We start from the raw sequence: 21,405 nt of genomic DNA, 5'->3' as shown, positions 1-21,405 counted from the left end.
ACTGCAATACGAAAAGAGTCTATTCAATGGCTAAATAAAGCCCGAACCGCTAACAACGGTTTTGCGTCAGGCGGGGTTCAGTGCTACGTTTGACGCTTTTTGCTATATTTGAACTGTCGTTCTTCGTATCAATTGCAGTGGTATAAATCCCGCCCGAACGCAAAGCCGCCAACCGTTACCAGTAAGCCTGATTACCGACGTACTCGAATGACTTTAAAAAATTTCGACAAGCTTTAATAAACACATATTTAATGACTTTGTGACATAAAAAATTAAATCTAAATTTGACAAAGAAACATTTTGAATGAATAAATAAAAAATGAGTAAAATAAAAATAAAGAATTTTGGACCAATAAAAGAAGGCTATCAAGAAGATGATGGTTGGTTTGATATAAAAAAAGTTACAGTTTTTATTGGAAATCAGGGTTCAGGTAAAAGTACAATAGCAAAATTAATTTCAACTTTTACATGGATTGAAAAAGCCTTGTATAAACAGCTAGTAAAAAAGAGTGAAGTTACAAGAAAATCAAAATTTGAAAATTACTACTGTGAATATCAGAATTTAAAAAACTATTTCAATCATGAAACTGAAATCCAATTCGAAGGAATAGCATACAAATTTCATTATAAAAATGGTAGACTAAGTATTGACGAAGTAAAAGGTCATAAATATTTAGTTCCTAAAATCATGTATGTTCCTGCAGAGAGGAATTTTGTAAGTGCTGTTGCACAGCCTGAAAAATTAAAGTACTTACCAAAAACACTTTATACATTTTTAGAGGAATTTGAACGTTCAAAAAATGAGTTAATTGACTTTTTATATTTACCTATAAACAATTTACGTTTTTCTCACGATAACAAAAAGGGAATTTCTAAAATTATTGGAGATGATTACGACTTACCTCTTTACGAAGCTTCAAGTGGGCTTCAATCTTCAATCCCTCTTTTTCTAGTATCAAAAAATCTAGCAGAAGGAATTGACCGAATAAGTGATAATTCAATAAGTAAAGTTAGTTTGGAAGAAATGCAGACTTTAAGAACACGCATTCTTTCTTTAATTAGAAACGATAATTTAACAGAAGAAATCAGAAATCAAGCAATTGAATTATTATCATCAGTTACAAAAAACGATTGTTTTATTAATGTTGTGGAAGAGCCTGAACAAAATCTTTTTCCTTCCTCACAGAGAAGTATATTAAACAGTTTATTAGAATTCAACTCTATAAACGAAGGTAATATGTTGGTAATGACAACTCATAGCCCTTATTTAATAAATTACTTGACATTAGCTGTTGAGGCAAATAAGTTAAAATATAATGTCAACACTGAAGAACTTGCGTCTAAATTAAATAAAATTGTTCCCCTAAATTCCACTTTGAATGGTGATGATTTAGTTGTTTACCAATTAGATGAAAAGAACGGGCAGATTGTGAAACTAAAAACATATAAAGGTCTTCCATCTGATGAAAATTATTTAAATATTGGTTTAGCCGAATCAAATGATGAATTTTCTAAACTCTTAGACATTGAAGATTTATGCCAGTAGATTTTTTTATTACTCCTTGTGCAAATCCAGCTGGTAATTGTACAACATATCCACTTCCTTGTTTAACAAACATCCCTAACGATAGATTTGGAATTACAGATGAAGACGGTGGCAATAGCACACCTGCTAGGGTTGACAATGTAGATCCTACGATTTGGGACTTAACTGTTGTAAATAATTCAGGCGTCAATGTCATATTTAAAGCGGTAGATTGGTGTGTTCCAATTTATAGAACTGGCACTTATAATTTAGATGATGAAACAAGAACAGCGGCTCAATTTTCATCGGACAATATTGGTACAGAATTAATAAAAAGGTGCGAAGGTTTTCTACAATTTGATTCTAAGATACTTTTTATTGAAATAAAAAAACGTCCAAAAAAACCAAGTGAATGGATTAAAGATGCAAGAGGAAAATTTGAAGAAACTATTTTAAGTTTTAAAGAGCATCATCCACATCTAGCTAGTCAAATAGTAAAGCCTATTTTGGTAAATACTTTACATACAGGGCTTGCTACAAGTGAAATGTTACAGAAAAGAATATTAAAAGATAAAATTGGCGTTGAATTTGAAAGACATAATAGTATAACCATTTAAGTTAAATTAAAGAATACTCGTAAATAATCAGCAGTCAAATAAACCATAAGACAGCTTAAAAGGCCTACTGGTAACACACGTAGCCATTGCACAACCTCTTTTAAAAAGTAAAAAATATAAATCTGAACAGAAAAAGACCTCTTTAGAAGCGATTTTAGAGTGCCTTATTTTTTAGTTCAAGTTGTAATTGGCAAATTTTAGAGGGGTTAGAATAGCTCTTTGTAAGCGATAATGGAAGCTTCCCATTAAACCAAACTGTCTTAAATAGAAAAATCGATTACAAAAAACAACCAATTTTAAACCAATTCCCTTCGGTAACGATTTTCGCGGCCGTGATGGCAGTGAAAATAAAAGCGTGGCAGTGGATTGTGGAGGCATTTTTAGCTAGCGACCAACGGAAGCTGGGCGAAAAATAGCCGAAACTGCCGCTGCAAGATTTTATTGCAACGAACAGCACGAAATGCCGCCATAAAAAAATAACTTAGTGTTTGCTGTGAAAAACTTTGCGAAACATTGTGCTCCTTCTTGTTCGCAATCTTAGCTAATCGAAAGCAAATCCACCCTCAACTCTTAAACGCGCCGTACTTTAAAATACACCAAATGGCTCGGAAGCCGTCTTTCCAGTTAATTTTTTTGCCTTCGGCGTAGGTTCTGCCGTAGTACGAAATGCCCACTTCGTAAATTCGAATGCCCGGAATGCGCGCAATTTTTGCTGTAACCTCAGGCTCAAACCCAAAACGGTTTTCCTGCAACGAAACCGATTTCAACTTTTCAGCACGAAACATCTTGTAACAAGTTTCCATGTCTGTAAGGTTCAAATTGCTAAACATATTCGATAAAAACGTTAGGAATTTGTTTCCAATGGTATGCCAGAAAAACAAGACGCGGTGGGGTTTTCCGCCCATAAATCGGGAGCCGTAAACCACATCGGCATGACCTTGCAAAATCGGATTCAAAAGTATAGTAAACTCATTCGGATCGTATTCTAAATCGGCGTCTTGTACAATGATGAAATCGCCCGTTGCCGTTTCAATTCCGGTTCGAATGGCCGCGCCTTTACCGCGATTTTTCGGATGACTAACCAAGCGGGCACGAACCTCCGGGTTGGCGCTTATCCAGTTGGCTACACGTTGTTCGGTACCGTCGGAACTGGCATCGTTTACAATAATCAGTTCCAAACTAATTTCTGGAAACAAGGTAGCTTCGGCAACTTTTGTGAGTATCGCCTCAACCGTAGCGGCCTCGTTATACGCCGGAATTAAAACACTTAAAACCTGCATTATACGGCGCGTTGTACCACTTCAAACAAGGTTCCGTTTTCGCATTTCAACGTTTTCGACGGAAATTTCAGCAACAAAGCGTAATCGTGCGTTGCCATAATAACCGATTTCCCGTTGGCATTAATCTTTCGCAAGACTTCCAATACTTCCACAGAAGTTTGCGGATCGAGATTTCCCGTAGGTTCGTCGGCTAAAATCAGTTCCGGATCGTTCAGCAAAGCACGGGCAATAGCCACACGTTGCTGCTCGCCGCCCGATAACTGATGCGGCATTTTCTTAGCAAACGCTTGCATATCAACACGCGACAGTACTTCATCGATTTTCGCATCCATATCGCTCGGGTTTTTCCAACCTGTGGCACGCAACACAAAATGCATGTTTTCATACACATTTCGGTCGGGTAGGAGTTGGAAATCTTGAAAAACGATACCAATTTTTCGTCTTAAAAAAGGAATATCTGCTTCTTTTAAACCTTTCAAATTGAAGTCAACAATCTGCGCTTCACCTTGTTCCAGCGGCAAATCGGCATAGAGCGTTTTCATTAAACTCGATTTTCCCGAGCCCGTTTTCCCAATGATGTATAGGAAGTCGCCCTGCTTGACGTCTAAATTCACGTCGGTTAAAACTGCACGCTTGTCTTGGAATATACTGACGTTCTGCAAATGCACAACAGATGAAGCCATTTCGTTTTTATCTTTAGTTGTGGGTAAAAGTAAGAAGTTTAGCCGCGTCTTTCAAATAATATTTCCGACTTAAATTGTTAGTTCAATTGTTGATATCATTATACTAAATGCTCGTTTACGCTCGTTCTCACTATAGCCAATTTGATATATTTGACCATCTAAAACAAAGTTTAAGCAATGCGTATACGCACATTCATTCCATTGCTGTTCGTCTTCCTTTTTTCGACGGCAGTAGCGCAAAAAACAGCCATTTTCACGCACAATCGCGCCGATTTTGATAAGGCTATTCAACTGTATCAAGCCGGGCAGTATCAAAGCGCGTCGATTCTATTCGACAACATTTATCAAGCGCTTCCCGACGCCGACCGGCAATCGGATCTTGCAGCCGACTGTTCCTATTACGCAGCGATTTCTGCCGTAAAGTTGCAGCAACCCGGCGCCGACGCCAAGATTCTGAAGTTCCTAAAAGAGTTTCCAACCAGCAGTAAGCACAACGAGGCGTACACCGAAGTGGCGCACTATTACTTCAATGCCGGCAACTACGAACAAGCTTTGGAATGGTTTGATAAGGTAGATGAAGGTACGTTAAGCGCCGACGATTCGGAACGTTTTTCTTTCCAAAAAGGCTATTGCTATTTTGTGACCAAGAATAAGAAAGAAGCGCAAAAGTACTTTAATCGTGTGGCGAATTCGAAAACCTACGGCAAGCAAGCCAAGTACTACTTAGGTTTTATCGCCTACGAATCGGAAGATTATAAAGAAGCTACACGGCAATTCGAACAAGTTGGCGACGACGAACGTTACAAAGAAAAAATGTCGTATTTCCAAGCCGATATGAATTTTAAGCAAGGAAAGTTTGAAAAAGCTATTGAAGAAGGAAACCGCGCTATGGCGAAATCGACTGCCGGAGAGAAGTCGGAATTAAATAAAATTATCGGCGAAAGCTATTTTAATCTGAAGAAATATCAAGAGGCAATTCCGTATTTATCGGCGTACAAAGGCAAGAAAGGCAAATGGTCGAATACCGATTATTACATGTTAGGCTATGCGTACTACCAGCAAAAAGACTACGAAAATGCAATCGGTCAGTTTAACAAAATCATCAACGGAAACGACTTTGTGAGTCAGAATGCCTACTACCATTTAGGAGAAAGCTATCTGAAAACCGACAAGAAGCAACAGGCTTTGAACGCTTTTAAGAACGCTTCGGAAATGGAATTTGATTTGAAAATTCAGGAAGATGCGTATTTGAATTATGCGAAATTGAGTTATGAGATTGGGAATTCTTACCAGCCGATTCCCGATGTTTTAGCCGGCTTCTTGCAGAAATATCCCACAAATCCGAACAAGCCGGAAATCGAAACTTTATTGATAAACTCGTTCATTACCTCGAAAAATTACAAAGGTGCTTTGGAATTGTTGGAACGCAATAAAAGTTTCGCCAACAAACATGCCTACCAAAAAGTTACTTTTTACCGCGGTTTGGAATTATATACCGACGGCGACTATCAGGAAGCGTTATCGATGTTTGAAAAGTCGATTAACGAACCACGCGACGCCAAGTTTACCGCTCGTGCTACGTTTTGGAAAGGAGAAACGCAATATGTACTCGATCGTTTCAACGAGAGTTTGTTGAGTTTTAGAGAATTTCAGTCGCTTCCCGCGGCGAAAGAAACGCCGGAGTTCAAGAATTTGGATTACAACTTAGGATACGCCTATTTTAAGTTGAAAGAATACGAACAAGCCGGAACCTATTTCGAGCAATTTACCACAAAAGGCAACACGGATAAAGTTCGTTTAAACGACGCGTATTTACGTTTGGGCGACAGCCGATTTGTATCTGCGAAATACTGGCCGGCAATGGATGCGTACAACAAAGCCATTGATTTAAAAGGTGTGGATGCCGATTACGCAGCGTTTCAAAAAGCCATTAGCTACGGATTTGTTTCTAAAAACGATCGTAAAATCGAAGACTTGAGCAAGTTTGTATCGACATATCCGAAGTCGCAATACCGCGACGATGCCTTGTACGAGCTTGGAAATACGTATCTAACCGAGAAAAAAACCGAACAAGCTGTAGCGACATACGACAAATTGCTTGCCGATTACAAAGACGGAACGTATTCTGCCAAAGCCGTTTTAAAACAAGGCTTGGTGTACTACAATGCCGATAAAGATAATTTGGCATTGGCGAAGTTTAAAAAAGTTGCCGCCGATTATCCGAGTACTTCGGAAGCTTTGGAAGCCGTAAGTACAGCCCGAATTATTTATTTGGATTCAGGAAGAATTGATGAGTACGCAGCTTGGGTAAAAACCTTGAGTTTTGTGGAAGTTACCGATGCCGAATTGGATAACGATACTTACGCTGCCGCGGAAAAGCAGTATTTGCAAGGAAACAACAAACAAGCCATTTCGGGTTTTACCGGTTATTTGGCGAAATTCCCGAACGGAATTAGTGCTTTGAAAGCCAATTTTTACTTGGGTCAGTTGTACTACGCCGATAAATTGGAACAAAATGCCATTCCGAATTACGAATACGTGATCGATCAGCCTAAAAATGAATTTACCGAACAAGCCTTAGTTCGTTTGTCGGAAACGTATTTGAAAGCCGAGCAGTATGCAAAGGCAGTTCCGGTTTTGGAAAAGTTGAAAGACGCCGCCGATTATCCGCAGAACAAAACTTTTGCACAAGCGAATTTGATGAAAAGCTATTACAATTTGAAGGAATATCCGAAAGCAGTTAGCGCTGCTGAAGTGGTACTTCAAAATCCAAAAATTGAAGATAAAGTAAAAGCCGATGCACAAATTATCATTGCTCGTGCCGCGTTTCAAAGTGGCGATGAGGTAAAAGCCAAAGCGGCTTATGCCAAATTGCAAACGATTGCCAAAGGCGAATTAGCAGCCGAAGCGTTGTACTACGATGTGTATTTCAAAAATAAAGAAGGCAAGTTTGAAGATTCGAACAAAGCGGTTCAAAAGCTAACCAAAGATTACAGCGGTTATCGCTATTACGGTGCGAAAGCACTGGTAGTTATGGCGAAGAACTTCTACGGATTGAAGGACAGTTTTAACGCTACGTACATTCTTGAAAATGTAGTTAAGAATTTCACAGAATTTGAAGATGTAACTGCTGAAGCAAAAGCAGAATTAGAGAAAATTACGGCAGAAGAAGCTAAAACAAATTCATCTGTTAAAGAATAAGAACCATGCAAAAACAATTGATATATATAGCCGTATTCGCTGGATTTACCACTGCAGTTTCGGCACAAAAAGACGATAAAGATTTAGGAACCGAAGTGGTGAACGTAGTAAAACCGTACACACCGACACTTTCAGATGCATTTAAAGTGAAAGAAGTTCCGGTGATCGACGACGAAGAAACACGTGCTAAAGAAACGATTACGTATAGTATATTTTCGTTTCCGGTAGCTTCAACATTCGCACCGGCGAAAGGAAAAGCCGCAGGAGTAGAAGCGGAAGAAGCTGAAAAAACCTATAAGAATTACGCCGCTTTAGGTTTTGGAAATTACGCCGCTGTAAACGGTGAATTGTATATTACTGAAAACGTTGGCGAAACGGATTTTGTTTCGGGGAATTTATCGCATGTTTCGCAGAATGCCGATATTAAAGATACGGAACTCGACAGTAAATTTATGGATACGCGTTTGGGCCTTTTGTACGGAAATACAGCCGAAACGTTTGATTATAAAGTTGATCTTGGATTTAGAAATCAACGTTACAATTGGTACGGTTTACCCGATTTTTTCGGAACGAGTTTAACGGAAACCCAGCGTGAATCATTGATTAGCAGTATCGATCCTTTGCAAACGTACAATGAGTTTGAATTGGGTGGAAATTTAAAGACGACGTCGGGTATTTTTAATCGTGGCGATGTACGATTTACACGCTTTTGGGACGCCTTTGGCAGTGCCGAGAACCGCTTTGTTTTCAAACCAGAGTTGAGCTTTGATGTGGCAGGCGTGCAATTAAATACCTCTTTTAAAGTAGATTATTTGTCGGCTACGTTTGAAAATGCCTTTCCGTCGGAGTTTCCAGTTACGTTTGCTCCAGGAAGCAACGAAAATGCAAATGTAATTTTAAACGCTTCGCCTTCGATTAAGTTTGCGAAAGACGATTTTAATGTGGATTTAGGTGTTGGAATTACGTATTTAGCTGAATCGAAAAACAGATTGTCGGGTTTAGATTTGGAAACGAAATCGCGTTTTTTCTTGTTTCCGAAAATCCGTGCGAGTTACCGAATTGTTGGCGATTTGATGATTGCTTACGCAGGTGCAGAAGGCGAATTGCGTCAGAATTCGTACCGAGATTTAGTGAATTTGAATCCGTTTTTGTCGCCAACTCTACGTTTAGCTCCTACCGAAAATCCGTATAATTTTTACGGAGGTTTGAAAGGAAAGTTAGCTAGTACGGTAAGCTTTAACGTGCGCGGGTCGTACAGTGTCGAAGAAAACCGTCCGTTTTTTGTAGCCAATTCGTATGATGTGCTGCCAGGCAACGAACCGTATTTGTACGGAACTTCGTTTTCGGTTGCGTATGATAAGTTGAAAACCTTGTCGTTTTATGGTGAATTGAACGCTGATTTATCGGAAGCGATTCGTTTTGGTGTAAACGGAACGTTCGCAACATACAATACCGATACACTCGACGAAGCATATAATTTACCAGAAATTCAGTTGGCTGGAACAATCGATTTTAAATTCTCGTCGAAATGGTCGGGTGGAAGTAAGGTGTTTTTTGTTGGAGAACGTACCGACATTCAAGCCGATCCGGAGTTTATTAGCATAGGCGATGAGAAGAAAACGCTCGACTCTTTTTTTGATGTAAATGCCTATTTGAAATACGACCACAACAAACAATTAGGTGCCTTTTTGCGATTGAACAACATTGCTAATCAAAGTTACCAGCGTTGGTTAAACCATCCGGTTACGGGCTTTCAGGTGTTGTTAGGTGCTACTTATAAGTTCGATTTTTAATTCGAATGTCGATTAAAAAGCAGTATCAGGATTACCACTTGCAGTTGTTGCAAGACAAGATGGACGCGTTTTCGGACATGATTCAAGCGTTGGCAGCTGGCGAACAAACAGATGCAAAAAGCAGTGCTGGCGACAAGCACGAAACGGCCGTTTCGATGGCGCAATTGGAGCAAGAACGCATCAACAAACAAGTAGCTTTGTTGCAACAGCAATATTTACGTTTGAAAGCTATAGACGCCACAGCCGTACATCAACGTTTAGGTTTGGGAAGTTTGGTATTTCTTAACTCATTTAAGATTTTTATCGGCGTTTCGTTGCCAAAGACTGAAATAGCCGGACATCAAATAATTGGTATTTCTCCAGAAACGCCTATTGGCGAAGCGGTTTTAGGAAAGCAAGCCGGCGATACTTTTTCTGTAAATGGTGTATCGTATCAAATTCTCGAATTGTATTAAATATGTGATTTTCGGTAACGATTTTCCGCAAGAGCGATTGGCGCGGAAATGAACAACTAAAAAAAGCCTGTGACGGTTTGGCTGCGGTGGCGATTTTATGAGCCGACGCAGCCACTACCGGAACGGCTTTTTTTGTTGAGAATTGCAGCAAAAGCGCGACCTGCCGCGGTATGAATTTCCACTAAACAGCGGCAGGGCTTGCCCAAAAAAATAAGCCTTAGCCGTTTTGCGTATTGCGATTTTTTGCGGTGAAAATCAAGATTAAACCGATGACAACGCAGGGAATACTAAGCCATTGACCGGTAGAAAGAATCGGGTTTTCGCCTTCGAAACCGCCCTGACTTTCTTTCACAAATTCGACGATGAAGCGCACCGTGAACAAGAAAACGAGAAAGATACCGAGTAATAAACCTGGTTTGTTGCGGGCGCCGGTTTTCCAGTACGCGTAGTAAAGTGTCAGGAAGACAAAGATATAACCAAACGCTTCGTACAGTTGCGACGGGTGACGAAAAGGAATTTGATCGAGAATGGGTTGAAACTTGGGGTCGGTTGCCACAGCGTTAAATGCTTCTTTTACAGAACTTTTCTGCGTGAGTTCCAGCGGATTTTTATCGGACCAAAATTCGTCGTCTTTTACAAAACGAATTGCGTAAAAGTTGCTGCTGGAAGTTGGGTGTCCGTAGATTTCGCTGTTAAAGAAATTTCCGAGACGAACGAAAATGGCTCCGGAAGCTACGGCAACAACGATGCGATCGAGAATCCACAAAACGGGTCGTTTGATAACTTTTTTACTGTAGAAAAACATGGCAATAACGATGGCGATAGCCGCACCGTGACTGGCCAGACCGCTGAATCCCGTAAATTCGAACGGATCAAAACGGAAGGGTAGAAAAATTTCGAGCGGCTTGTGTTTGTACACGTCCCAGTCGTAAAAAAACACATGTCCGAGGCGTGCGCCTACGAGCGTTGCAATGGCAGTCCAAACAAACAGCGAATCGAGGTTTTCGATGCTTTCGCCTTCGCGGATAAAGATTTTTTTAGTGAGGTAATATCCGAGAGAGAAGGCAACTACAAACATGAGGCTGTAGTAACGAATCATAAAAAATCCGAGGTCGATTCCTTCGGACGGATTCCAGGTAATTCCGAGTGTGGTCATATTTTTTATTTTGGTGGTGGAACGGGATCGTAGCCCGATTTTCCCCAGGGATGGCAAGAGCTGATACGCTTGAGTCCGAGGAAAAGGCCGCGAAACGGTCCGTGAATTTTTAGCGATTGAATCATGTAATGTGAGCAGCTAGGTTCGAAGCGGCAGGTCGCAGGAAACCAAGGCGAAATGAGCACTTGATAGATGCGAACCGGCAGGATGAGTATTTGAACCAGCAGTTTCACTAATATTTATAAGTAGTTCCGTCTTTTCCGTCTTTGAGTTCGATACCGAGTTGCAACAAATTGTCGCGCAGCTCGTCTGAAAGTTTCCAGTTTTTATCGGCACGCGCCTGATTGCGTTGTGCGATAAGTAAATCGATTAACTGCGGAATGAGTTCGTCTTTGGCCCCAGATTTTGATTCGAGTTCGATACCTAAAATATCTTCGATAAAAGCGTGAATGTAGGTTTTAAACTCGTGGAGGTCGGCAGCGGTAAGCGTTGTTTTTTGTTCGGCCAAGCTGTTAATCACTTTTACGGCTTCGAATAAATTAGCGATAAGAATAGGCGTGTTGAAATCGTCGTCCATGGCTTGCAAGCCTTGTTCGATCCACGATTTAACGTCGAAAGTACTTAGGTTTGCTGCTTCGATTTTGTCTAAAGTGGCAACTGCTTCGACTAAGCGATTAAAACCTTTTTCGGCCGCGAGTATCGCTTCGTCGGAAAAATCGAGTATGCTGCGGTAATGTGCTTGGAGCATGAAAAACCGAACAACCGCCGCAGAAAAAGCTTTGCTGAGAATGTTGTTGTCGCCGCTCAGGATTTCGCCTGGAAGTATACTGTTTCCGGTAGATTTTGCCATTTTCTTACCGTTGAGCGTAAGGAGGTTGGCGTGCATCCAATATTTTACGGGAGCGTGATTTTTAGCAGCTTCGTTTTGGGCGATTTCGCATTCGTGGTGTGGGAATTTTAAATCCATTCCGCCACCGTGAATATCGAATTGCGTTCCAAGATATTTGGTGCTCATTGCGGTACACTCGAGGTGCCAGCCCGGAAACCCGTCGCCCCACGGTGAAGGCCAACGCATGATGTGTTCGGGTTCGGCTTTTTTCCACAAAGCAAAATCAACGGCATTTTTTTTGTCGTCTTGCCCGTCTAGATCTCGCGAATTTGAGATCATATCTTCTAGATTTCTTCCGCTGAGAATACCGTAAGGTTTTGATTCATTGTATTTTAAAACATCGAAATACACGGAACCGTTGCTTACGTATGCGAGGCCGTTGTCGAGAATTTCTTGAACAATTTGAATTTGTTCGATGATGTGTCCGGTTGCCGTAGGTTCGATACTTGGCGGCAAGAAATTGAATTTGGAAAGAATGGTGTGGAAGTCGACCGTATATTTCTGTACGATTTCCATGGGTTCGAGTTGTTCGAGTCGGGCGCGTTTAGCGATTTTATCTTCGCCGTCGTCGACATCATCGACAATGTGTCCGACATCGGTAATGTTTCGGACGTAGCGTACTTTATATCCGAGGAATTTAAGGTAGCGGAAGATGACATCGAACGACATGAATGTGCGCACGTTTCCGAGGTGGACGTTGCTGTAGACGGTTGGTCCGCAGACGTACATTCCGACGTGATTTTCGTGAATGGGTTCGAATACTTCCTTTTGACCGGTAAGTGAGTTGTAGATTTTAAGATGATGAATTCTCGTCATGGCACATAAATAAAAAAACCTGTCCAAAAATAGTTATTTGGACAGGTTTATCGGGTATTTTTTTCAATTAAAACTTGGTTTCTAAAGAGATGTAGTTGAGAAATTCTTTTCTCATGGCTTCTTCTTTGAAACGTCCGCCGAATTCTGAGGTTACGGTGCTTGATTCGATGTCGCGTATTCCGCGTGAGTTCACGCAAAGGTGTTTTGCATCGATTACGCAGGCCACGTCGTCGGTACCGAGTGCAAGCTGCAGTTCTTGCACAATTTGCATGGTAAGACGTTCTTGTACTTGTGGGCGTTTTGCGTAAAAATCAACGATGCGGTTCATTTTCGACAAACCAATCACGCGGCCGTTAGAGATGTAGGCAACGTGTGCGCGACCGATTATTGGCAGCAAATGGTGTTCGCAAGTAGAATAAACGGTAATGTTTTTTTCTACGAGCATTTCGCCGTACTTGTAGTTGTTTTCGAAAGTTGAAGCACTCGGACGTTTTTCTGGGTTTAAACCGCCGAAGAGTTCTTTTACAAACATTTTGGCTACTCGGTTTGGAGTACCTTTAATGCTGTCGTCGGTTAAATCCATACCTAAAGTGTGGAGGATATTCGCAACATCTTTCTTTATTGATTCAATTTTTTCTTCATCCGATATTTCAAAAGCGTCTATTCGAACCGGATTTTGTGCACTTGTTGCGATGTGATTCTCGCCTATTTCGTCGATCATTGTTGTATCTGGCTTTCTTTGAAAGGTTAGGAGGGTTCAAAGTAAAAGCGTTGCAAAGATACGTGATTTCGCGAATTTGTATTTTGACGATTCTTAAATAAATCCCAAAAGTTATGGTGTTAAAAAAGTATAAAATCTCAGTAATTTTTGTACATTTCGCTCCTTAAAATTGATTTTGAAATGAAATTCACACTACGTCTAGTGGTTTCTCTGTTACTTGTTGCGAAAATGTCAAACGCACAAAATTTGTTGACAAATGGCGATTTCGAGGCAGGGACAAACAATACCGGTTTCAATGTTAATGGTGCTGGTTATAATTTTTTGAGTCCGCCTTACTCGGGTAATACCTCTTCAGGTGACTATGCGTTTGTAGCAAATCCGAATGTTTTAAATACCAACTTTTTCTTATCGGGTGGCGATCATACAACAGGCACAGGTTTGATGATGGTTATTGATGGGAACGGAACTGGAGGTGCTCAGAAATTTTGGCGAGCTGGAACAAATGGCAATGGAGTTTGTGGTTTGAATACGAATCTTGTCTACGAGTTTAGCTTTTGGGCGAAATCAGTGGGCAACAATATAGTAGATAACTCAGGTCGTGCGGATATTCGAATACAATGGAATAACGCTACCAATGTACAATTTGTTTCGCCTTCGTCGACCCTAGTTCCATTGCCAGCGGATGGTTGGCAAAAGTTCACATATAGATTTAAGCCTACAAATGCTTGCGTTTATATTGAATTGTACAATGAAAATACTGCTTTTGTTGGAAACGATTTTGCTGTAGATGATTTTTCAGTGCGAGCACTATTGACTGCGACGATTTCTCCAAATCAAGGTGTTTGCCAAGGGCCCGTTCCGGCGGAAGTTACTTTTACGGGAGAGAATGGGGTAGCTCCTTATACATTTACATACACGATCAATGGAGGTGCTCCTCAGACGGCGGTGTCTTCAGCTAGTAATAGTTCTGTTGTTGTATCAGTTCCAGCAGTTAACGCAGGGGTTACTATTGTTAACTTGGTCTCGGTAAGTAGTGGTTCAACTACCTCGCAAGTAGGTCAGTCTACGAACATTAATGTTGTTTCGCCTCCAACGGTTGTTATTGGTGGTCCGAGTACAGTAAGTTGTCCGGATAGTCCTCAAGTTTTAACGTTTACAGGAACGCCTGGTGCTACAGTGTCTTATACAAATGGAGTGAACAACTTCAGTGTTGTTCTTAATAACCAAGGTTTAGCCACGGCGATTCGAACCGATGATGTTACAACTACTTACAGTATTAATACGGTTGAGTTGTTGGGTTGTGAAGTTGCAGTTTCTAGTCAAACAACTGTTCAAGTTTCTCCTATTAACGCTGAATTTGAAAACGATGAAATTTTCGTGTGTCCAAACGGATCAGGTACCGTTGTTATTGAAGGTACACCCAATGCAACAGTTACATATACAGTTTCTACGGCTCCTACAGTACCTATAACCCTAACGTTAAATGGAGCAGGACAGGCTCAAATTACTCAGAATTTTTCGGCCAATACTACTTTCACATTGGTAAGTATTAGCGATGGTAGTTGTACTAGAGATTTAAGTGAAACAGCATCAGTTCGAGTGCTTGCTACCAATAGTGTAGCTATCACACCTCCACCGGGTTCCATTTGTCCTGGTGAGTCGTATGACGTTTTATTGAGTGGTCCAGCGGGCGCTACAATTACCTTAGGTTCATCGAGCTCAACTACACCGATTTCTGTGACGCTTGATGCTCAAGGAAACGGGTCGTTAAGTCCGATTATATTTGCGACCACTACTTTTACCTTACAGAATATTTCGTTTGGAGCATGCGCTTCTACATTAACTGGTTCTGCTACAGTAAATGTTTTACCAGCTTCTGCAACTCGTTGTTTGGGTGCACCTCAAAATGATGTAGAAATAAGGAATATGACCCCAATTTGTCAGCCGGGAGAGTGTACTAATTTAACGGCCACTTACTATGCTGTAGCTCCAACAACGACCTATGTTTCTCAACCAATTCCTTTTCAGCAAGTTAATTCCTTTACTGGAGGAACGGTTTTACAGGCAAATCAGGACGATATATTTTCTCCTGTATTTACATTACCATTCAATTTTAACTTTTATGGTGTTAATTATAACCAACTCGTAGTAGGCTCTAATGGAGTTATTAGTTTTAACACTACTCTAGCGGGACAATTTTGTCCGTGGGCTTTCAACCAAACGGTTCCAGCAAATGGAAATCCTGCTTTTCCAATACTTAATGCTATTTACGGCGTCTATCAAGATACAAATATCGCTTCGCCACCAGTTACTAATCCAGCGGTACAAAATGTTAACTATTATGTACAGGGGGTGGCTCCTAATCGGGTTTTTGTCGCAAATTTTAATGAATTACCTCTTTATCAATGTGGCAATCAGTTCGGATTAATGACTTCTCAGATTGTCTTATATGAAACAACTAATATCATTGATGTTATTATAAAGAATCGTCAGGGAGATTGTGGATGGAATGCTGGTAACGGTATAGTAGGTGTTCAAAACGCCACAGGAACAGCAGCTAATATTGCTTATCAGACTGGTAACTGGGATGCAGTCAATCAAGCGGTACGTTTTTATCCTACAACGACAAATGGAACGGATTTAGTAACTGTTCAATGGAACGACCAGTTTGGAACCAATTTAGGTACTTCTGATAATATTGTAGTATGTCCGGAAGTTGACACTACCTATACTGTAACGATAACGACGACAAGGCAAGATAATTCTGTAGTAACTGATAGCGATACTTATACTGTCGTAATTGAACCTCCTGTAAATGTCGCCAATACGCCTGAAAACGTTTTCAATTGTGATGTAGTTACAGGAAGTACGGTAACATTCGATATCGATCAGATTGCTGATATCACGGGTGGTGATCCGAATCTGGAAGTTAACTTTTTTGAGACTTTTCAAGATGCTAAAGATTTTGCAAGTCCAATCCCTTTTAATCAGCTTTCAAGTTATGTAGTTTCTGTGTCGGATTTGCCCAAAGAGCTTTGGGTTTCGGTTACAGATTTTAGTTCAACTAATGGTTGCTACAACTATATACCTTTTGTTCTCGATAATTTCTCCGCCCAAGGAACAATATCCTATACAGGTGGTACAGGTCCAAATCAAAACACGTTTTGTGCATCAGGAGGCTCGGCAGTCTTGCCGACTTTGTCGCCAGACTTGCTAGCTGGTGGAATTTATTCCGTGTCACCAAGCACAGGATTAGCAGTTGACCCTTTTACCGGTGCGGTGAATGTGACAGACCCTAATAATGTCGCGGGAACTTATCAGATTACCTATACTGTTACTGTTGCCGACTGTCCGCCTTACACAACACCGCCAGCCGAATTTATTCTTGACGCATGTTGTGTGTCAAATCCTGGAATAGGTTTTGCAGTTTGTAGTGGAAACCCCATAAATCTATCTATGGAAGATTTAGGTCCAACCGCAACTTATTCGTGGACGGGGCCTAATGGCTTCACTGCTAACACAAGACAAGTTACCATCACAGACATAACCACGCCAGGTAATTATGTTTTTACTGCAAATTCGACCGTACAAAGTGTAGCGTGTGATCCAGGAACGATTACAATAACTGTGTTGCCAGCTGCAACAGCTTCTATTGTGACTACTTCTTTTGGAACGTGTACAGGTTCATCACCGCAAGTACAGTTTTCGGGAACTTCAGGTGCAACAGTATCTTATCAAATAAATGGTGGTAGTACCCAAACAACCACATTAAGTACCGATGCCTCTGGAACTGGCACAGCTACTATTACAGTAAATAATATTACAACAGATACAACTATTGAACTTTTATCCGTATCTACCTCTAGTTCACCGGTTTGTTCTCAGATCTTTATTCCCGTACAGGCAATAACAATAACTGTTGGTTTGCCAACGGCAGTTTTAGTTACAACCTCTGCTGCTGTTTGTCCGACGGGCAATGCGCAATTGGAAGTTTCAGGAACACCGGGAGCAACAGTGAATTACACGGTTATTAATGCTTCTGGAAACACAGCTGCTTCAATTATCTTGGATGCTTCAACAGGTGTAGGTACCATAAACTTGACTAATTTAACGAGTACGACTACTGTTGAGTTGGTTTCTGTTAGTTCGGGAACCACTCCACCTTGTACAGCTAATATTACCGGACAATCAGCAATTCTAACTGTAAATCCGATTCCGGTTGTTACGCAGTTTACGACCAGCAATAGCAATGTTTGTGCAGGCGATCCGTTTAACTTACTAATTTCGGGTACTGCCAACGCTACGGTTACACTTTCGGATGGTACTTCTTCAACTCCTGTACTTTTGGATGCAGCGGGTAATGCGATAGTGAGCATCACAGCAGGTATTAGTGCTGCAACCACTTATTCTATAACCAGTATTGCTAGTGCCGATACACCTTCGTGTACCGCTACTACATTCCCGGCACCTGTAACGGTAAACGTTATTGCGCCGGCAGCAATCACCGCACAACCTGTTGGTCAGAGTTTGTGCCCAGGAATTACCTCTACCACCTTTACGGTAGCTTCAACGGGCGATTCTGTTACACACCAATGGTTCTATAATGGCAACCCGTTGAGTAATGGCGGACAGTTTTCGGGAGTGGATACAACGACTTTAACAATTTCCAATCCAACGCCAGCCAATGCGGGCGATTATTTCGTGCGTGTGAGCAACAGTTGTGGCAGTATCGATTCTGCTTTAGCTGCGTTGTCGGTAGATCAGCCGATTGTTATCGTTGCACCGTTTATCAGTTCGAATACGATTTGCGAAGGTGATACTCAGGTTTGGACGGTTAATGCCACAGGTCCTGGACTTACCTATCGTTGGTTTAAAGGGACTACACCAATCTCAGATTCAGCTACTGTTAGCGGCAGTCAGACCCAAACCTTAACGATTACCAACGCACAGCTTTCAGACGCAGGTACCTATCGCGTGGAGGTGAACAATAATTGTAACCTACCTCAATTTTCTACGGATGTAACGCTCACAGTAAATAGTTTGCCACAAATCACGACCCAACCTCAGGCAGCGACGGTCTATTGTACTGGTGAAACACTTACCTTAAGCGTGGGTGCTACAGGCACTAATTTGCAATACCAATGGTTTTTGGATTCTTTGTCAAATCCCATATCGAGTCTTTCAAATCTAAACAGCACCTACACTTTAACGGGAGTAACAGCAGCAGACGCTGGAGATTATTTTGTGGTAGTTAGCGGAGCATGTACGCCATCGGTGCAATCAGTTCCGACAACAGTAGTTGTATTGGACGCTGCACAAGTGGTTACCGATCCTTTAAGTCAGACGATTTGTGAGGGTGATACGCTTAATTTGACTGTCGTTGCAACTAGTGCCATTAATTATCAATGGAAGTTCAACGGAAATGATATTCCAGGCGCTAATTTAGCTACTTTAAGCATCCCGAATATGACGGTAGCTCAAGCGGGTGCATATACAGTATCGGTAGGCAATGGTGGTAATTGTCCGGATGATCTTTCGGCAGCAGCAAACATTGTTGTTAATACGCTTCCGCAGATCACTACCCAACCTCAAGCCGTTGCAAGCTATTGCGTGGGAGAAACTCTGACTCTGAGCGTTGTCGCCACAGGTACAAACTTGAGTTATCAATGGTTCTTGAACAATAATGCTATAACAGCTTCATTACCTTCCTTGTCAACATTAACTGTTTCAAATATTACTTTGGCGCAAGCAGGGAATTATACTGTTGTTGTTAGCGGTGCGTGTACTCCAGCGGCTCAATCAGTTCCAACAGCCGTTGTTGTTCTAGAGGCGCCACAAGTGGTAACCGATCCAGTGGGGGAGACACTCTGCGAAGGCGAAACGCTAAACTTGAGTGTTACTGCCACAGGTTCCGCATTGCAATATCAATGGAAACGCAACGGAGTGAACCTACCGGGCGAAATTAATCCTACTTTAACTATTACGGGAATTACTCAAGCACAAGCAGGAAATTATACCGTTGAGGTAAGTAATTCGGGAGTTTGTCCAGCCGATGAGTCTTTAGCTGCAGTTGTGGTTGTTAATCCAGCGACGGCAATCACGACCCAGCCCTCGAGTGTAACGGCTTGTTTCGGTGAAAACGTCACCTTCCTCGTGCAGGCAACGGGAATCGATTTAAGGTTTCAATGGAGGAAAAATAATGATGTTATTGTGGGCGAGATCAATCCGACGCTAACACTAAGCGCGGTTGATTTCGATGATCAAGCTAATTATACGGTTGTAGTTTCTAGCGCATCGTGTCCGCCTGTAACAAGCAACGTAGCCCGTTTGGCTGTGGTGGCACTTCCACAAGCGAGTATCGCCAACGGATTAGAGCCGAGTATTTGTGCGGGTAATTCGGCTGATGTGATTATCACAGGAACGCCATTTGCGGTAGTTACCTACAGCATCAATGGCGGCGTTCCACAAAGTGTTACACTGAGCGGTTCAGGTACGGCGGTTGTTGCTACAGGCATCATCGAAGAAACGCAGGTGTACCAATTGCTTACCGTGAAGCGCAATGATTTACCGGCTTGTTTGGTAGATTTATCAGCGACTCCGAATACACAAGCTACCGTTTCGGTAACCAACATACCACAACCTAAATTAGATCAAGACGGTTACATCTGTATCTTTAATAACGACCCAACCAACACGAGCACTTATACCTTGGATACAGGTTTACCTAACGACGGTACTTACGATTTCGAGTGGTTTATCGACAACGTACAGCAACCGCAATTCAGCAACTTAGCATCGATTGAAGCCGAGGCTGTTGGATTGTACCGCGTTGATGTAACCGATGTCGCAACAGGATGTACGCGTTCGGCAACGGCGAGTATTACGGCATCGGCGCCACCAACAAGTGTAACCGCTTCGGTTGAAACACTGTTTTTTGCAGAAAACGCTACAGTGACTGTTACGGTAAATCCACCCGGCGAATACGAATATCGACTAAACGACGGTCCGTGGCAAACGAGCAATGTATTTACAGGAGTTCGTACGGTGTTAAGCCAAGACAATACAGGTAATCACACCATTTACGCACGTGACTTACGCGCTTGTGGCGAAGCATTTACATCGATTACTGTAATCGATTATCCGAAATTCTTCACACCAAACGCCGACGGTTATAACGATACGTGGAATATTTCGACTTTGCAAAATCAGTTTGCTGCACGAATATTCATCTTCGACCGCGAAGGAAAACTGATGAAACAGATTGCAACCACGGGTCAAGGTTGGGACGGTACATTTAATGGCGCTCCAGTTCCGGCTGACGATTACTGGTTCACAATTCAGTATTCTGAAGGAGGCGTAAACAAAGAATTTAAGGCACACTTTGCTTTAAAACGATAAGAATTATTTACCAACCAAAACTAAAAATCCATGGTTTTGCCATGGATTTTTTTTGTGCTAATTGTTTGAACATCGTAAAAACAGTATTTTTGGCAAAATTGTCTATGGAATATACATACTTGCTTTTTTCCTTTGCCTTTTTAATCGTGTGGCTTTTTGTTTTCACTTCGCTGTCCGATTTAAAAAAGAGCATGCTTAAAGTTAGTTTCCTTGGAGCACTATCAGGAATACCAGCGCAAAATTGGTACCTGTCCGATTATTGGAACCCGCCAACTATTCTTGGTCAAGGGCACATTTCTGTTGAAGATATCCTTTCGGGCTTCGGAATAATCGGTTGTACGGTTTTCTTGTTTAACGCCGTGTTTAAAACCAAAGAAGTCCCAAGCTTTCAGCCACAAAATAAGCTGTTGACATATCTTTTTGCGCTCGGGATAGCAGGCGTAATTCTCGCGCTATATGTTGGGATAAATACCATGATAGCCACCTCCTCGTTATTCTTGATTATAGCAATATTTATGCTTTGGAAAAGACCCGATTTACTAAACCGAGCAATTATATCAGCACTATTTTCATTCACTTTAGCGTTCGTAATTTACTTCACAGTTTTTACTGTAATAATGCCCGGTTTCTGGGAAAGCGTTTGGAAAGTTGAATCCGGATTATTGCGAACTTTTTTGGTGGGTGAAGTTCCCTTAATCGAAGCTTTTTGGTTTATCAGTTGGGGTGCTTTTTCGGGAATTGTCTATAATTTCTATAAAGGAACCGTCTCCGTTCCCAGTCGATTTGTGAAACTCGTAACACAAAAAACAGTTTCTACGACTTAGTTGAAAAACTAGCCTTTATACACTTCAAAACGCTAGGTTTCTTACCT

At 41.4% G+C, this 21,405-nt stretch carries 13 protein-coding genes; 7 read left to right on the top strand and 6 right to left on the bottom strand.

Annotated elements, in window-relative coordinates; genetic code table 11:
- Nucleotides 1-319 precede the first annotated feature (319 nt).
- Both ACOVQQ_RS00650 and ACOVQQ_RS00645 read left to right on the top strand, forming a co-directional pair.
- Nucleotides 320-1,546 (top strand): AAA family ATPase, encoded by a 1,227-nt coding sequence (locus ACOVQQ_RS00650; protein ID WP_421816503.1) that lies wholly within the window; start codon nt 320-322, stop codon nt 1,544-1,546.
- Nucleotides 1,537-2,142, top strand: coding sequence for a hypothetical protein (locus ACOVQQ_RS00645; protein ID WP_421816502.1), 606 nt, complete (start codon nt 1,537-1,539; stop codon nt 2,140-2,142). The genes ACOVQQ_RS00650 and ACOVQQ_RS00645 overlap by 10 nt, the downstream gene beginning before the upstream one ends.
- A 563-nt stretch (nt 2,143-2,705) precedes the next feature.
- On the opposite strand, the gene ACOVQQ_RS00640 is transcribed toward ACOVQQ_RS00645, so the two are convergent.
- Nucleotides 2,706-3,422, bottom strand: a complete 717-nt coding sequence (locus ACOVQQ_RS00640) for a glycosyltransferase family 2 protein (protein WP_421816501.1) — start codon at nt 3,420-3,422, stop codon at nt 2,706-2,708.
- Nucleotides 3,422-4,105, bottom strand: coding sequence for a cell division ATP-binding protein FtsE (locus tag ACOVQQ_RS00635; RefSeq protein WP_421816500.1), 684 nt, complete (start codon nt 4,103-4,105; stop codon nt 3,422-3,424). The genes ACOVQQ_RS00640 and ACOVQQ_RS00635 overlap by 1 nt, the downstream gene beginning before the upstream one ends.
- Nucleotides 4,106-4,282: 177 nt before the next feature.
- Here ACOVQQ_RS00635 and ACOVQQ_RS00630 point away from each other — a divergent pair, with 177 nt between their 5' ends.
- From ACOVQQ_RS00630 to ACOVQQ_RS00620, 3 genes are read left to right on the top strand one after another with little or no spacing between them, the layout of a single operon-like run.
- Entirely contained in the window at nt 4,283-7,306 is a 3,024-nt protein-coding gene (locus ACOVQQ_RS00630) for a tetratricopeptide repeat protein (protein WP_421816499.1), read from the top strand.
- A 5-nt stretch (nt 7,307-7,311) separates the two neighbouring features.
- Nucleotides 7,312-9,099, top strand: coding sequence for a TonB-dependent receptor (locus ACOVQQ_RS00625; protein WP_421816498.1), 1,788 nt, complete (start codon nt 7,312-7,314; stop codon nt 9,097-9,099).
- Between the two features lie 5 nt (nt 9,100-9,104).
- Complete coding sequence (locus ACOVQQ_RS00620) at nt 9,105-9,554, top strand: hypothetical protein (RefSeq protein ID WP_421816497.1); 450 nt, start codon at nt 9,105-9,107, stop codon at nt 9,552-9,554.
- Between the two features lie 217 nt (nt 9,555-9,771).
- On the opposite strand, the gene lgt is transcribed toward ACOVQQ_RS00620, so the two are convergent.
- The 4 genes from lgt to folE all read right to left on the bottom strand — a co-directional run bounded on the left by lgt (nt 9,772) and on the right by folE (nt 13,136).
- Complete coding sequence (lgt, locus tag ACOVQQ_RS00615; protein ID WP_421816496.1) at nt 9,772-10,710, bottom strand: prolipoprotein diacylglyceryl transferase; 939 nt, start codon at nt 10,708-10,710, stop codon at nt 9,772-9,774.
- A 5-nt stretch (nt 10,711-10,715) separates the two neighbouring features.
- Nucleotides 10,716-10,949, bottom strand: coding sequence for a membrane protein insertion efficiency factor YidD (gene yidD / locus ACOVQQ_RS00610; protein ID WP_421816506.1), 234 nt, complete (start codon nt 10,947-10,949; stop codon nt 10,716-10,718).
- On the bottom strand, nt 10,943-12,415 hold the full coding sequence (gene cysS / locus ACOVQQ_RS00605; protein WP_421816495.1) for a cysteine--tRNA ligase: 1,473 nt from the start codon (nt 12,413-12,415) through the stop codon (nt 10,943-10,945). The genes yidD and cysS overlap by 7 nt, the downstream gene beginning before the upstream one ends.
- A gap of 67 nt (nt 12,416-12,482) precedes the next feature.
- On the bottom strand, nt 12,483-13,136 hold the full coding sequence (gene folE, locus ACOVQQ_RS00600) for a GTP cyclohydrolase I FolE (protein ID WP_298148524.1): 654 nt from the start codon (nt 13,134-13,136) through the stop codon (nt 12,483-12,485).
- A 180-nt stretch (nt 13,137-13,316) separates the two neighbouring features.
- On the opposite strand from folE, the gene ACOVQQ_RS00595 reads away from it, so the two are divergent.
- Entirely contained in the window at nt 13,317-20,534 is a 7,218-nt protein-coding gene (locus ACOVQQ_RS00595; RefSeq protein WP_421816494.1) for an immunoglobulin domain-containing protein, read from the top strand.
- A 104-nt stretch (nt 20,535-20,638) separates the two neighbouring features.
- Nucleotides 20,639-21,358 (top strand): lycopene cyclase domain-containing protein, encoded by a 720-nt coding sequence (locus ACOVQQ_RS00590; RefSeq protein ID WP_421816493.1) that lies wholly within the window; start codon nt 20,639-20,641, stop codon nt 21,356-21,358.
- Nucleotides 21,359-21,405: the final 47 nt, after the last annotated feature.

It is taken from the genome of Flavobacterium sp., from assembly GCF_049240005.1.
Classification (GTDB): domain Bacteria; phylum Bacteroidota; class Bacteroidia; order Flavobacteriales; family Flavobacteriaceae; genus Flavobacterium.
This window is presented reverse-complemented; position numbering and strand designations above follow the sequence as displayed.

Bases quoted from the DNA above. Each gene is read 5' to 3' on its own strand.
- ACOVQQ_RS00650 (WP_421816503.1), top strand. From the start codon at position 320: ATGAGTAAAATAAAAATAAAGAATTTTGGACCAATAAAAGAAGGCTAT.
- ACOVQQ_RS00645 (WP_421816502.1), top strand. From the start codon at position 1,537: ATGCCAGTAGATTTTTTTATTACTCCTTGTGCAAATCCAGCTGGTAAT.
- ACOVQQ_RS00640 (WP_421816501.1), bottom strand. From the start codon at position 3,422: ATGCAGGTTTTAAGTGTTTTAATTCCGGCGTATAACGAGGCCGCTACG.
- ACOVQQ_RS00635 (WP_421816500.1), bottom strand. From the start codon at position 4,105: ATGGCTTCATCTGTTGTGCATTTGCAGAACGTCAGTATATTCCAAGAC.
- ACOVQQ_RS00630 (WP_421816499.1), top strand. From the start codon at position 4,283: ATGCGTATACGCACATTCATTCCATTGCTGTTCGTCTTCCTTTTTTCG.
- ACOVQQ_RS00625 (WP_421816498.1), top strand. From the start codon at position 7,312: ATGCAAAAACAATTGATATATATAGCCGTATTCGCTGGATTTACCACT.
- ACOVQQ_RS00620 (WP_421816497.1), top strand. From the start codon at position 9,105: ATGTCGATTAAAAAGCAGTATCAGGATTACCACTTGCAGTTGTTGCAA.
- lgt (WP_421816496.1), bottom strand. From the start codon at position 10,710: ATGACCACACTCGGAATTACCTGGAATCCGTCCGAAGGAATCGACCTC.
- cysS (WP_421816495.1), bottom strand. From the start codon at position 12,415: ATGACGAGAATTCATCATCTTAAAATCTACAACTCACTTACCGGTCAA.
- folE (WP_298148524.1), bottom strand. From the start codon at position 13,136: ATGATCGACGAAATAGGCGAGAATCACATCGCAACAAGTGCACAAAAT.
- ACOVQQ_RS00595 (WP_421816494.1), top strand. From the start codon at position 13,317: ATGAAATTCACACTACGTCTAGTGGTTTCTCTGTTACTTGTTGCGAAA.
- ACOVQQ_RS00590 (WP_421816493.1), top strand. From the start codon at position 20,639: ATGGAATATACATACTTGCTTTTTTCCTTTGCCTTTTTAATCGTGTGG.